This window comes from Haladaptatus ordinarius (assembly GCF_054177595.1).
Genome location: NZ_JBPEHH010000001.1, coordinates 152,090 through 165,204, shown reverse-complemented (window position 1 = coordinate 165,204; position 13,115 = coordinate 152,090). Strand labels below are relative to the sequence as shown.

General features: G+C 63.8%; 10 protein-coding genes. 3 read left to right on the top strand and 7 right to left on the bottom strand.

Features of this window, described 5'->3' with window-relative positions; translation table 11 throughout:
• Positions 1 to 114: 114 nt before the first annotated feature.
• Positions 115 to 4,590, top strand: a complete 4,476-nt coding sequence (gene gltB, locus ACR3FF_RS00930; RefSeq protein WP_458185208.1) for a glutamate synthase large subunit — start codon at positions 115 to 117, stop codon at positions 4,588 to 4,590.
• 51 nt (positions 4,591 to 4,641) lie between these two features.
• Here the strand turns inward: gltB and ACR3FF_RS00925 are convergent, their stop codons facing one another.
• Positions 4,642 to 5,376 (bottom strand): GNAT family N-acetyltransferase, encoded by a 735-nt coding sequence (locus ACR3FF_RS00925; RefSeq protein WP_458185206.1) that lies wholly within the window; start codon positions 5,374 to 5,376, stop codon positions 4,642 to 4,644.
• Positions 5,377 to 5,469: 93 nt separating this feature from the next.
• Between ACR3FF_RS00925 and ACR3FF_RS00920 the strand changes: the two genes are divergently transcribed.
• Positions 5,470 to 6,459 carry an NAD-dependent epimerase/dehydratase family protein gene (locus ACR3FF_RS00920; protein WP_458185204.1) on the top strand — a complete coding sequence of 330 codons (990 nt, stop codon included), beginning with the start codon at positions 5,470 to 5,472 and terminating at the stop codon, positions 6,457 to 6,459.
• A gap of 42 nt (positions 6,460 to 6,501) precedes the next feature.
• Here ACR3FF_RS00920 and ACR3FF_RS00915 read toward each other — a convergent pair whose 3' ends face one another.
• The 3 genes from ACR3FF_RS00915 to ACR3FF_RS00905 all read right to left on the bottom strand — a co-directional run bounded on the left by ACR3FF_RS00915 (position 6,502) and on the right by ACR3FF_RS00905 (position 9,611).
• A complete protein-coding gene (locus ACR3FF_RS00915; RefSeq protein ID WP_458185202.1) occupies positions 6,502 to 8,019 on the bottom strand; it encodes an LVIVD repeat-containing protein in 1,518 nt (505 codons plus the stop codon).
• 58 nt (positions 8,020 to 8,077) lie between these two features.
• Positions 8,078 to 9,052, bottom strand: a complete 975-nt coding sequence (locus ACR3FF_RS00910) for an ROK family protein (protein ID WP_458185351.1) — start codon at positions 9,050 to 9,052, stop codon at positions 8,078 to 8,080.
• Positions 9,053 to 9,161: 109 nt separating this feature from the next.
• A complete protein-coding gene (locus ACR3FF_RS00905; RefSeq protein ID WP_458185200.1) occupies positions 9,162 to 9,611 on the bottom strand; it encodes a universal stress protein in 450 nt (149 codons plus the stop codon).
• Between the two features lie 103 nt (positions 9,612 to 9,714).
• Between ACR3FF_RS00905 and ACR3FF_RS00900 the strand changes: the two genes are divergently transcribed.
• A complete protein-coding gene (locus ACR3FF_RS00900) occupies positions 9,715 to 10,452 on the top strand; it encodes an SDR family NAD(P)-dependent oxidoreductase (protein WP_458185198.1) in 738 nt (245 codons plus the stop codon).
• A gap of 24 nt (positions 10,453 to 10,476) precedes the next feature.
• Here the strand turns inward: ACR3FF_RS00900 and ACR3FF_RS00895 are convergent, their stop codons facing one another.
• From ACR3FF_RS00895 to ACR3FF_RS00885, 3 genes are read right to left on the bottom strand one after another with little or no spacing between them, the layout of a single operon-like run.
• The gene (locus ACR3FF_RS00895; RefSeq protein WP_458185196.1) at positions 10,477 to 10,908 is read right to left on the bottom strand and encodes an LURP-one-related family protein; all 432 of its coding nucleotides are present in this window, start codon (positions 10,906 to 10,908) and stop codon (positions 10,477 to 10,479) included.
• A complete protein-coding gene (locus tag ACR3FF_RS00890; RefSeq protein WP_458185195.1) occupies positions 10,905 to 11,060 on the bottom strand; it encodes a hypothetical protein in 156 nt (51 codons plus the stop codon). The genes ACR3FF_RS00895 and ACR3FF_RS00890 overlap by 4 nt, the downstream gene beginning before the upstream one ends.
• A gap of 54 nt (positions 11,061 to 11,114) precedes the next feature.
• Positions 11,115 to 12,986 (bottom strand): ABC transporter ATP-binding protein, encoded by a 1,872-nt coding sequence (locus ACR3FF_RS00885; RefSeq protein WP_458185193.1) that lies wholly within the window; start codon positions 12,984 to 12,986, stop codon positions 11,115 to 11,117.
• Positions 12,987 to 13,115 lie beyond the last annotated feature (129 nt).

Sequence of the window (13,115 nt, the reverse complement as noted above, 5' to 3'; positions counted from 1 at the left end):
TTTAATGTGAATAGCTCTACGCGCGGCCATTATATAAGGTGGTAGTATTGACAATAACATTCATTTAGTCCTTCAGGAGTAGTCTCTTATACTGGTCTGGCATGTAGCCAGACAATGACACACGGACTCGCTAACCCAACTGACCAACGGTCTAACTGTGGTGTCGGTCTCGTCATGGATCTCGACGCCGACGCCAGCCACGAGATCGTATCGGAGGGTGTCTCGCTGCTCGCCAACCTCGAACATCGCGGAACCACGGGAGCAGAAGCCAACACCGGAGACGGGGCCGGAATCCTCGTCCGGCGCCCCGATTCGTTTTTCGCGGCGGAACTGGACCGTAACCTGCCCGAGACGTACGCCGTCGGGCAGTTGTTTCTCCCGGACGACGACCGCGAGCGCCGACGACTGAAGCGAACCGCCGAATCCGTTCTCGAAGCGGAGGGATTGACCGTCTTCCACTGGCGAACGGTGCCGACCGATAACGCCGACCTAGGTGAGACGGCACTCGACTCCGAACCCGTCGTCGTCCAGTGTTTCGTTCGACCGTCCTCCGACCAGTCGCTCGACGCGTTCGACCGAACCCTGTACGTCGCTCGCCGAGCACTCGAAGACGAGGTCGAGACGGGCGAGGACGCACTCTACGTCTGTTCGCTCGACCGGAAGACCCTGGTCTACAAGGGGCTGTTGACGGGCGAGCAACTGCCGCAGTACTATCCCGACCTCACCGACGAGCGGTTCGAGTCCACGCTCGCCATGGTTCACGCTCGGTTCTCGACCAACACGCTCGGTGCGTGGCACCTCGCCCATCCCTACCGGCGCGTCATCCACAACGGCGAAATCAACACCATCCGCGGGAACGTCAACTGGATGGCTGCACGCGAAACGGACCTCGAAAGCGAGCGACTCGGCGAGGACGTCGACCGCATCACGCCGGTCACGCACGTAGACCAGAGCGACACCGCCAGCCTCGACAACGTCCTCGAACTCCTCTTGCAGTCCGGCCGTGATTTGCCACACGCGCTCCGGATGCTCGTGCCGGAGGCGTGGCGCGAGCGCACGGACGGCGACCGACACGCCTGGTACGACTTCCACGCCTCGCTGGTCGAACCGTGGGACGGTCCCGCGCTCGTCGCCGCGACGGACGGCGAACGCGTCGGCGCGGTGCTCGACCGCAACGGACTGCGGCCGTGTCGCTACGACGTGACGGCTGACGACCGCCTCGTGATGGCGAGCGAAGCCGGCGCGCTCGACGTCCCCGACGACCGGATAGTCGAGCGAGGACGTCTGAAACCGGGCCAACTCTTCCTCGCCGACCCCGAAGCGGGACGGGTCGTCTCCGACGAGGCGGTGTTCGACGATCTGACCGACGAGAAGTACGCCGAGTGGGTAGAGCAAGAACAGCGACGGTTGCCCGACGTCGACGACCCGACGCCGGCCAGTTCGACGAACCCGCTCCGCACTCAGCAAGCGGTCTGGGGGTACACCCACGACGAACTGAACCAACTGCTCGAACCGATGGCGAACGAGGGGAAAGACCCGGTCGGGTCGATGGGCGACGACACGCCACTCTCCGTACTCTCGGAGTTCGACCGACCGCTGTTTTCTTACTTCAAACAGCTGTTCGCGCAGGTGACGAACCCGCCTCTCGACTACATCCGCGAGGAACTGGTGACGAGCCTGGAAACCCGTCTCGGTCGCCAGCGCAACCTGCTCGGAGAGTCGCCAGCCCACGCCCGGCAACTCGTCCTCGACTCGCCGGTGTTGACCGACGTGGAGATGGCGGCGGTCAGAGACCAGACAGACCTCCCCGCCGAAGTCGTGGACATTACCTTCGACCCGAACACCGACCTCCGGACGGCCGTCGAACGAGTCCGAGACGAGGTTCGTACCGCAGTCGAAGACGGCACCGAAATCGTCGTCCTCTCGGACCGACGGACGAGCGACGACCGCGTCCCGATTCCGTCTTTGCTGGCGACGAGTGCGGTCCACCACCACCTCGTCCGCGAAGGGCTTCGCACCTGTACCGGCCTCGTGGTCGAATCCGGCGACCCCCGTACCGTCCACCACCTCGCGACGCTCGTCGGCTACGGAGCGGGCGCTGTCAACCCCTATCTCGCCTATCAGACCATCGCCGACCTCGTCGCCGGACCCGACGGCGCGGCGGAATCGGAGGCTATCGAAGCGTACGTCTCCGCGCTGGAGGCGGGGCTGCTGAAGACGATGGCGAAGATGGGCATCTCGACGGTCGAGAGCTACCGCGGCGCACAGATATTCGAGGCGGTCGGGTTGGACAGCGAGTTCGTCGCGGAGTACTTCGAGGGCACCGAGAACCGCACCGAAGGAATCGGTATCGAAGAGGTCGAAGACGACGTGCTCGCCCGCCACGAAGCGGCGTTCGAGGACGATTCGGAACTCGACCGACAGGGAGAGTTCGAACATCGCTCGAACGGTATCCACCACCAGTGGAACCCGAAGACGGTCGGTGCGCTCCAGCGCGCGGTCAGGCAGGGAAGCGACGAGCAGTACCGGGAGTTCGCCAGCGCCATAAACGACCAGCAAGAGCAACTCCAGACCCTGCGCGGGCTCCTCGATTTCGACACCGACGGGCGCGAGTCGATTCCCCTCGAAGACGTCGAACCGGTCCAAGACGTCGTGAAACGCTTCTCGACGGCGGCGATGAGTCTCGGCTCGCTGTCGCCCGAAGCCCACGAGAACAACGCCGTCGCCATGAACCGTATCGGCGGGAAGGCCAACACCGGAGAAGGTGGGTCGCCACCCGAGCGGTTCGACACCGAGCGCGAGTGCTCGGTCAAACAGGTCGCCAGCGGCCGGTTCGGCGTCACGAGTCGCTACCTCCAGGCGGCGGACGAACTCCAAATAAAGATGGCACAGGGGTCGAAACCCGGTGAAGGCGGTCACTTGCCGGGGTCGAAGGTAAACGAGACGATCGCCCACGTTCGCCACGCCACGCCCGGCGTCGGTCTCATCTCGCCGCCGCCACAGCACGACATCTACAGCATCGAGGACCTGAAACAGCTCGTTTACGACCTCAAGGCGGCCAGCGACGGGTCCGACGTAAACGTGAAACTCGTCTCGGAGGCGGGCATCGGCACCATCGCGGCGGGCGTCGCCAAGGCGAACGCGGACGTCGTCCACATCTCGGGCCACTCCGGCGGAACCGGCGCGAGTCCCCGGACCTCCATCAAGAACGCCGGCCTGCCGTGGGAACTCGGTCTCGCCGAGGCGAACCAGATGCTCCGCGAGACCGGGCTTCGTTCGCGCATCCGGGTCAGCGTCGACGGCGGCCTGAAGACCGGTCGGGACGTGGCGGTCGCCGCCCTGCTCGGAGCCGAGGAGTACGTCTTCGGGACGGCGAGTCTCGTCACCAGCGGTTGCGTGATGGCTCGCCAGTGTCACGAGAACACCTGTCCGGTCGGCATCGCCACGCAGGACGAAGACCTCCGGGCGCGGTTCCCCGGCGAACCCGACCACGTCGTGAACTACATGACGTTCATCGCACAGGAACTCCGCGAGTACATGGCCGAACTCGGTTTCGAGACGGTCGAGGAGATGGTCGGACGCGTGGACGCTCTTCGCCAGCGCGAGACGACCCACCCCCAGGCTCGGCACCTCGACCTCTCGGCGGTGCTGGCCGACCCGGTGGGCGACGACCGAACCAAGACGCGTGCACAAGACCACGAACTGGACGACCACTTCGACACCGACCTGCTCGCAGACGCCCGCCCCGCGCTCGACGACGGTGACGCGGTCGAACTCGAACGCTCGATTTCGAACCGCGACCGGGCCGTCGGTGCCCTGCTCTCGGGGCGTATCTCCGCGAAACACGGGACGGCGGGACTTCCGGACGGAACGATAACCTGCCGTCTCGACGGCACCGCGGGCCAGAGTTTCGGCGCGTTCTGCCAGTCTGGCGTCGACCTGCTCCTGACCGGGGCCGCGAACGACTACGTCGGAAAGGGGCTCTCGGGCGGTCGCGTCGTCGTCCAGACGCCCGACGACGCGGGATACGACGCCGAGAACATCCTCGTCGGCAACGTCGCACTCTACGGCGCGACGGCGGGCGAGGCCTACGTCAACGGAGTCGCAGGAGAACGATTCGGCGTCCGAAACAGCGGAGCGAAAGCGGTCGTCGAGGGCGTCGGCGACCACGGATGCGAGTACATGACCGGCGGCGTCGTGGTCGTCCTGGGTGAAACGGGCGAGAACTTCGCCGCGGGGATGACCGGCGGTGTAGCCTACGTCCTGGACGATTCGCCCGTCGGAGACGGTACCGCCGAGTTCACCGCGAACGTCAACGCCGAGACGGTGTCGCTCTCGCGCGAACTGGAAGACCGCGACGAAGCCGTGCTTCGTCGGTTGGTCGAGAACCACGCCGCCTGCACCGGCAGCGAGACGGCACGGTCGCTGCTGGAAAACTGGGAGAGCGCAAAAGAACAGTTCGTGAAGGTTATGCCGGACGCCTACCGGAAAGCCATCGTCAACGGCCAGGAGGACGTTCGCGCGTCACCACCGAGCCCGGTTTGGTCGAGTCGGCAATCGGCCGGATTCGAGGCCGTGTCGGACGACTGAAACCGGCGTCTCGGCTGGGAGCTGTCCGAAAGTGGAAGTCGCGACGGCAGATTAGAGATACGCCGAGTCCCACCGCGTCGCCTTCCGCGTGTTTCCACACTCGTTGCACTCGATTCGCTCCATGCTGTCCATCGAGTTGTCGAACGATTCGCAGTTCGAACAGAAGTAGCCGTAACGGTTCTCGCCGGCTTCGTCGGTGAACACAACGAAGAAGGGCGCCTTCGACCCGCGGCTGCTCTCGGCCCGGTTGATGTAGAGGGTTCGCCCGTCGACCTCGCGCGGTTCGAGTACCGTTTGGTCGGTCTCCGTGTAGACGTTCTCGGTGTAGGTCTGGCCGCCGATTTCGGCGGTGTGCTCGCTGACCTTCCTGAAGCCGTGTTCTTCGTAGAACTCGTTGCCCTCTTCGTTGCCAGCGAGCACCAGTCCGGACAGCGTCTCGACGCCTTTCTCCCTGAGCTCTTCTTGCGTCCGTCCGAGAAGCGTGGTTCCGATGCCCTCGCCACGGTAGTCGGGGTCGACGTGCAACCAGAGGATGTTGCCTTCCGGCACGTCGGGGAGCATATCGCTCTGAGTAAAACCGACGACGTCACCGCCTTCGAGCGCGACGAGGAACAGGATTCCGCGACTCTGCATCTCCGATTCCAGATTCTCTTTGGAGTACCACTCCTCGATCGCGTGCTCTATGACCTCCTCGTCGAGGAAGTGACTGTACGACGACGACAGGGAGCGTGCCGCGACATCTTTGATACCTGCGATGTCCTCGGTTCTCGCTTCACGTACCTGCATACCTGAACAATAGGGGCGCGACGGATAAACATTGTAGTGGCTCATTCACCGTCTTCGGTAGCATTTTGCCCGCCGCCTCGAAACCGAATTGGCATGGATACCGCACTCGTCATCGGAGGGACGCGATTCATCGGACGTCACCTCGTGACCGACCTGCTGGACAACAACTACGACGTGACCATCTTCAACCGGGGCAACCACGACAATCCCTTCGCGGAGACGGACGGCGTCAGCCACGTCGAAGGCGACCGGACGAACGACAGCGCGCTCGAACGGGCCGCCGAGGAAGTCGCCCCCGACATCGTCGTCGACTGCGTGGCGTACGAACCCCGCGACGTCCGTGCGGCGACCGAAATCTTCGCCGACGGGGACGGCTACGTCTACATCTCCAGCGGGAGCGCCTACGGCGAGGAAGTGATTCCAAAGCGCGAGAACGAGACGATACTCTATGACTGTACGCCCGAACAGGCGACGGACGATTCCCCCGAGTCCTACGGTCCACGAAAGGCGGAGGGTGACCGCGCCATCTTCGAGGCCGCAGCGCGCGGCGTGAACGCGATGAGCGTCCGTCCGTGCATCGTCTACGGTCCGTACGACTACACCGAGCGCCTCGATTTCTGGCTCAACCGCGTCGACGAGTACGACCGACTGCTCGTCCCCGGCGACGGCCAGAACCTCTGGCACCGCGCCTACGTCGAGGACGTCGCCAGCGCGCTCCGAATCGTGGCGGAGCGCGGCAAACCCGGCGAGGCGTACAACGTCGGTGACCGCCGACTCGTCACGATGGACGAGATGGTCGAACTCTTCGCGGACGCCTTCGATACCTCGGTCGAACTCGTCCACGCCAGCGACCGCGAACTCTCGACGGCGGATCTCTCGATGGACGACTACGTCCTCTACCGGGACTATCCGCACGTCCTCGATACGAACAAACTAGCGGCGCTCGGCTGGGAGTCGACACCCCTCGAGGAGGCGATGGCCCGGACGGTCGAAGAACACGTAGAGAGCGACCGCGACGGCAGCGAACACGACCCCGGTCGGGAAGCAGAAGAGCGGGTGCTGGGTGTGCTCGATACCATCTGACGGACTCCGACTCCGAACGCCGGGTTTCGAACGTACGCGACGCTAGTCCCGCTTTCGGAGGCGCTGTAAGATACCGAGTCCGAGAACGGAGAGCCCGGCGGTGCCGACGCCGAATCCCGGCTGTTTCGTCTCCGTCGCCGCCGTCGTACCGTCGTCCGGATTCGAAATCGCACCGCCAGTGCCGTTGCCTTCCGATGCGAGCGTCGGTGGATTCTGCTGTTCGCCCGGTCGGTTCGGGAAGGCGTAGAGTGCCCCCTTCCCGTCGCCGTGCCTGCCCATGCTCCCGGCGACGAAGAACTCGTCGGAGACGTGCTGGGCGGTCCAGAACGAGGTCGTCTCGGGGTCGCGCCACCAGGCGAGCTGGCGGGGGTTGGCGGGGTCGCTGACGTTGAACAGCTTCACGCCACCCTGATACCACGAGGTGTACAGCCGGTCGCCGACGATGTCGAAGTTGTGTGAGGTCGTCCACTGCCCGGACGTACCGCCGCCGGAGCACTTGTGACACTTCCCGTGTGCCGAGGCGACGCCGACGGGTGCGAGTCGGGTGGCGAGTCCCGAGAGCGTGGAGAGAACTCCCTGTCCGCCCAGGTCGTAGGTCGGGTCGTTCGACTGTGGGGCCGCGATGGTGGCGCGTTTCTCCGGTTGTCGTGGGTTCGATACGTCCCAGAGTTCCACTCCGCCGGGGCCGTTGCCGCCCTTTCCGTCCGTATCCCACGCCTCCTTGTTCCGGACGAGTAGCGACCCGTCCTGGTTCGTCCTGACGTAGTGGTCGTTGCCAGGGAGACCGAGCACCGCATCGCGCTCGTTCTCGGACGGAATCGCGGCGAGTTCGTCGAGTGGTCGGCCGCCGAAGTGGGTGATGTGAGACGGACTTTTCGGGTCTGATACGTCCACTATCCACGTCCCGGCGTCCCACTGGGCGAGGTAGGCGTGCCCGTCCTGTACCCACACGTCGTGGAGCGACCGAACCCACGGGTCTACCTTCGACCACTCCGAATCGACGTCGAACATCGACCACCGACTCACCTCCTCCGGACTGTCGTTCGACACGTCCACCAGCACGAGCGGGTTGCCGTCTCCGTCGTTTCCGGTGAGATACGCCACTCCGTCGGTCAACATGGCGTTGTGGATGGGAAACTCCGTCTCGTGGAACGCTACCCGCTTCGGGATCGACGGGTCGCTCACGTCGTACAGCAAGAACCCGTGGAGGACGTCGCCCTCGACCGGGTTCGCCGGGCCGGCGACGAGCAGGCGGTCGCCGTCGACTTTCACGTCCCATATCTGCGAGAGGGGGCCGCCAGCCCGGTCGGCCAGCAGGTCACGCCGCTCGGCCAACACGGTCGGTTCTGCTGGATTTCGAATATCGACCGTCGCGAACCCGTCCGTCGCGGCCACGAAGGCGGTCTTCCCGTCGTCTCCGACGACGGCTTCTTTCGCGTCTCTGATCGCCACGTCTCCCAGCGGTTCGTAGGATTTGCGGGCGGTGACGCCGCCAGCGGAGAGAAGCGTTACGCTTCCCGTTCCGACGGCGGCGGCACGGAGGAACTCTCGCCGGCGCATATCGTCGTAGTTGGCCGCGAGAAGGATAAAAGCGCGGGTGGTGATGACCGGGGTGGGGTCAGTGGACTTTCGAGTGGTCGCCGGTCCCGTCGGTGAGCGCGCTCGCTACTGCACCCTTCAACACCACTTCGTCACCGAGCGTCGTCACCTGCACGTCGGGCACGTTGTTGAGCAAGAGCGATTCGATGCGCTCTCGAATCGGGTCGACGACCAGTTCTTCGTTGTTGAGCGACACGGCACCGCCGAAGTAGACTGCCAGCGGCGCGTACGCCTGTACGACGTTCGTCACGCCGACGGTGTTCCAGTGGGCGACCTGTTCGATGACGTGGTCCGCGAACGGGTCGATGCCTGCGTGGTCGAACACGTCCTTCGCGGAGAAATCCGGGTCTTCGAGGGGGAGTGCGGTCTGAACGTGACCGTCTTCCTCGGCGAGCAGTCGGGCGAACTCGGGAATGTTGTTCCCCGAGCAGTAGGCTTCCCAGTGGCCGTCGTGTCCACAGCCACAGGTGAGTCGCCCCTGCGGGTCGACCACCATGTGCCCGACCTCGCCAGCGTTCCCGTCCCACCCGGAGAGGACGTTGCCATCGACGGTGACACCTGCACCGATACCGCTCGAAATCGTGATGTACACCATGTCGTCGGGGTTTCGTTCGCTGAAAAATCGCTGTCCGATGACGCCCGCGTTCGTGTCGTTGTGGAGAAACACCCGGTCGCTGTCGATGAGTTTGCCGACCGGCCCCGTCAGTGGAATCCGGTCGATGGTGTCCGGCAGGTTCGCCGGATTGTCGACCGCACCCTCTGCGAGGTCGAGCGGACCGATGCTGCCGATACCTGCCGCCACGATTTCGGAGGGGGCGATACCGGCATCGGCACACGCGTTTCGAAGACAGTCGAGCACCGCCTCGGTGACGGCGATGCCGGTCGGTCCCTGCGGTGTCCCACTCTCGTCCGCGCTGACGACGGTGCCCTCCTTGTCGGCGACCGCTGCCCGTACGTTGGTCGCTCCCAGGTCGACACCCGCGTAGTAGGCCATTTTCTGGTCGACAGTGATTACCGAGAACACTTAACTACAGGCATTTACTCGCCATCGAGTTATTCATTCACACGCACGGCTGGCCGGTGCGAGTGCGGCCGGACCGCGGTCAGTCGTCTCGCACGAACGTCACCGGGCACGGTGCCGAGAGCATCACTTCCTGGGCAGTGCTCCCGAACACTGCTTTCCCCGTGGGCGAGCGTTTTCGACCCCCGACGAAGACGCTGTCGGCCGTCACGTCTTTCGCGAGTTCGACGATGGTCTCGCCGTGGTCGCCGACTGCGCCACGAATCGCGTAGCCGACGCCGTCGTCGTCCAGGGAGTTCGCGAGCGAGCGAATCGTCGCGTGTCGCGCCGCCACTTCGTCTGGATTCGGTTTTCCACTCGGGTCGTAATCGAGGCGCTCGATTACGTCGTCAAACTCCTCGTTCGTGAAGACGTGTGCTAGAACCACCGTCGCACCCGTCGGCCCGGCCACGTCGGCGACCGCCGACGCGAGTCTGTCGGTGCGGTCTGCGTCGCCCGGTCCCACGGCGAGCAGAATCGTCTCGATTGCCATGGTATTACCTCTCCACGCAGAATATTAAAGTTGGGGGCGTTAACTCAGAAGTGAAGAAACACGAACACCAAGATAGTTCATCCGGCGGTACGAAACGACGAGCATGATAACACCGGACCTCGACGGGCGGGTCGCACTGGTCACCGGGAGTTCGACCGGCGTCGGCCGGGAACTGCTGCTCTCGCTCGCAGACTGTGGTGCGGACGTGGCGGTACACTACCGGTCGAGCGAGGAGAGCGCACGCGAAGTCGTCGAGCGTGCACGTGACCGCGGGGTGGACGCGACGCTCGTGCAGGGTGACGTGACCGACCCCGACAGCGTCGACGACCTCTTTTCGACCGTCGAAGCCGACCTCGGAACGGTGGACGTGCTGGTGAACAACGTCGGGCCGTTCGCACCCGACCACTGGGAAGACATCTCGTTCGACCGGTGGAACGCAGTGCTTCACGGGAACGTAAACGGAACCTACCTCTGTTCGAAACGGGCGCTCCCCGGAATGCGCGAACAGTCGTTCGGGCGTGTCGTCAACGTCGGGTACGCGAGTTCGGAGAAAGGACTGGTCAACCCGAAGAACGCACCCTACTTCATCGCCAAGGCGGGCGTTCTGATGTTCACCCGGATGCTCGCCGCCGACACGCAGAATGACGGGATTACCGTCAACGCAGTCTCTCCCTACGTGGTCGAGAATTCCGAGGTGTTCCCCGACGACCTGCCGCGTGGTCGCCCCGCCCGTTTCGAGGACGTTGGGCAGGCAATGCGCTTCTTTCTGGACGAGGACAGTGACTACCTAAGTGGCGTAAACGTCGAAGTAGACGGTGGCTGGGTGCCCGAGACGGTTTGAACGGTGGGGTTCGCTCCGACGGGTCTAGTTCCCTTCCAGTGCGTCGATCGCGACCGCGCCCACGACGAGTGCCGTGTTCGGTATCGCTCCGGGTTCGTCGATGCGGATGTCGTACGTGTCACGGAACGAGAACTGGCCTGCGATTTCACCGACGGCGTCTCCCTCCGGCGTCGTAATCGAATACTTGTGCGGAACGAACGAGAGGACGTCGACGACCGACCGCAGTGCCTCTAGCACGGCACTTCGGGACGCGATTTCGGCCAGGACGGTTCCGTCGGGCCGTTTGAGCGTCCAGCGATGGTGGAAGAACGTGAAGTTCTTGCTGAGCACTAACACCGGTTCGTCCGAACCCGCTTCGGTGAGTACGTAATCGCCCGCCACGTCGAGGAGATTCTTCGCTTTGACCCGGAAGGCGACGTTCCCATCCGCGTCGAAGAAAGGGAACTCCTCTTTCATCTTGAAGCGTTTTTCTTCGATTTCAGGACGAGGTTTCCGGTGTCGTCGTACACCTTGTACTTGCTTCGGACGAGACTCTGCTTTATGGTGTATCGGTCACCCGATAGTACGATGTCGCCGATGCCACCGCTCTTTTGCGCTGGGTCTTCCATCACCCCCTTTTGTCTCCGAATCGTATTTAAAATTGAGCGTACTTCGGACGATATTCACTCGACTCCCTCGGCGGAGACATCCCCGCCGTCCACCTCGGAACGACGCCGAATCGCCCGCTCGATGAACTCTCGGGGAAGCGACTCGATTTCGCCCGCCTGCACCCGCCAGAGGTTGGCGTAGAGACCGTCGAGCGCGAGGAGTTCGGTGTGGGTACCGCGTTCGACCACGCGCCCTTCGTCTAGGACGACGATTTCGTCCGCGTCCCTGATGGTCGAGAGGCGATGGGCGATGGCGAACGTCGTCTTCTCGCGCACGAGTCGGGCGAGACTGCGCTGGATGAGCGCCTCGGTTTCCGTATCGACGTGGCTCGTCGCTTCGTCCAGGACGAGGATGGCGGGGTCTTTGAGAATCGTCCGCGCGATGGAGAGTCGCTGGCGCTGCCCACCCGAGAGTTTCACCCCGCGCTCGCCGACCATCGTGTCGTAGCCGTCCGGCAAATTCTCGATGAACTCGTGGGCTTCGGCGGCTTTCGCGGCCGCCACGATTTCTTCGTCGCTCGCGTCGAAGGTCCCGTAGGCGACGTTCTCTTTCACCGACCCGTAGAAGAGAAACGGTTCCTGACTGACGTAGCCGATAGCCCGTCTGAGACTCCGAAGGTTCACGTCCCGAACGTCGGTGCCGTCGATGTGGATGGCCCCCTCGTCTACGTCGTACATCCGTAACAGGAGTTTGAGCACGGTGGACTTGCCCGCACCGGTCGGGCCGACGAGGGCGAGAGTGTTACCTCGTTCGACCCCGAGGTCGACGTTCGAGACGACCCGTTCGTCGCCGTAGCCGAAACTCACGTCGTCGTACTCGACGTTCCCCTCGGTGATCACCAGGTTCGGTTCGTCGGCGCTCGCTTCGAGCGACTCCCGTTCGTTCATCAGGCCGAACACCCGTACGCTCGACGCTTTCGCTCGCTGGTACATGTTGATTATCTGTCCGAACTGCGCCATCGGCCAGATGAACTGCTGGCTGAGAACGATGAACGTGACGAACTCGCCCGGTTCGAGTGTGCCCGAAAACGGGCCGGGCGGCCCGGAGAGCAACCAGAATCCCCCCACCGTGAACGTCACCGCGAACCCGATACCGGTAACGACGCTCAGACCCGGAAAGAACGTGATTCGCGTCCTGATGGCGTCCCAGTTCGCGTCGTAGTACTCCCGTGAGGCGTCCGCGACGCGCTCGGATTCGTACCCCTCTGCCGTCTCGGTCTTGATGACGCGGACGCCGCCGAGGTTATTCTCCAGACGGGAGTTGAGCGCCCCGACGCTCGCTCGCATGGCGGCGTACTTCGGCTGGATGGTTCGCACGAAAAGGTAGGTGAAGCCTGCGAGCAGCGGCACCGGCAGGAGCGCGACGAGCGCGAGCGAGGGGTTCAGCGAGAACAGGAGCGCCCCGATGCCGACCACCATCACGCCGATTCGAAGCGCCGAACTTAGCCCGTCGTTGAGGAACGTCTCCAGTTGGTTCACGTCGTTGTTGAGCACGGACATCAGCTCGCCGGTCTGCTTGCCGTCGAAGAAGTCCATGTCGAGCAGTTGCATCGTATCGTAGGTGTCGACCCGAAGCGCGTGCTGGACACCTTGCGCGAACCTGTTCCACCCCCACCCCGAGAGCCACGAGAAGACCGCCCCGACGAGAAACGACCCCGCGATGACGGCGATAGAGAGCCAGAGCTGGCCGGTCTGGGTCTCGGGAATCCACTCGGGCGGCACCAGCGGGAGGCGAAACGCACGCCGACTCAGGAATATCGCGTCGATAGCGAGGCCGAGGACGAACGGCGGGAGCAACCCCGACAGCCTGCCGAGCGTCGTGGCGACGATACCCAGTGAGAACTCGCCTGCGTGCGTGCGACCGTACTCTGCGTACAGTCGCCACATCGGATTTTCGGTGGGGTTCGAGAGGTTAGGGAGTCTGCTGCGGAGGCTGAATGGTATCACCTGGGTCGAAGGTTCTAGGTGTTCAGTGGGTTTGTGTGTTTAGGTGGCGAGAATCTTTGATAGCTGTCG

Coding starts and splice junctions, on each gene's coding strand:
- ACR3FF_RS00925 (WP_458185206.1), bottom strand. CDS start 5,376: ATGCAGGTACGTGAAGCGAGAACCGAGGACATCGCAGGTATCAAAGAT.
- gltB (WP_458185208.1), top strand. CDS start 115: ATGACACACGGACTCGCTAACCCAACTGACCAACGGTCTAACTGTGGT.
- ACR3FF_RS00890 (WP_458185195.1), bottom strand. CDS start 11,060: ATGGAAGACCCAGCGCAAAAGAGCGGTGGCATCGGCGACATCGTACTA.
- ACR3FF_RS00885 (WP_458185193.1), bottom strand. CDS start 12,986: ATGTGGCGACTGTACGCAGAGTACGGTCGCACGCACGCAGGCGAGTTC.
- ACR3FF_RS00910 (WP_458185351.1), bottom strand. CDS start 9,052: ATGGCCTACTACGCGGGTGTCGACCTGGGAGCGACCAACGTACGGGCA.
- ACR3FF_RS00905 (WP_458185200.1), bottom strand. CDS start 9,611: ATGGCAATCGAGACGATTCTGCTCGCCGTGGGACCGGGCGACGCAGAC.
- ACR3FF_RS00900 (WP_458185198.1), top strand. CDS start 9,715: ATGATAACACCGGACCTCGACGGGCGGGTCGCACTGGTCACCGGGAGT.
- ACR3FF_RS00920 (WP_458185204.1), top strand. CDS start 5,470: ATGGATACCGCACTCGTCATCGGAGGGACGCGATTCATCGGACGTCAC.
- ACR3FF_RS00915 (WP_458185202.1), bottom strand. CDS start 8,019: ATGCGCCGGCGAGAGTTCCTCCGTGCCGCCGCCGTCGGAACGGGAAGC.
- ACR3FF_RS00895 (WP_458185196.1), bottom strand. CDS start 10,908: ATGAAAGAGGAGTTCCCTTTCTTCGACGCGGATGGGAACGTCGCCTTC.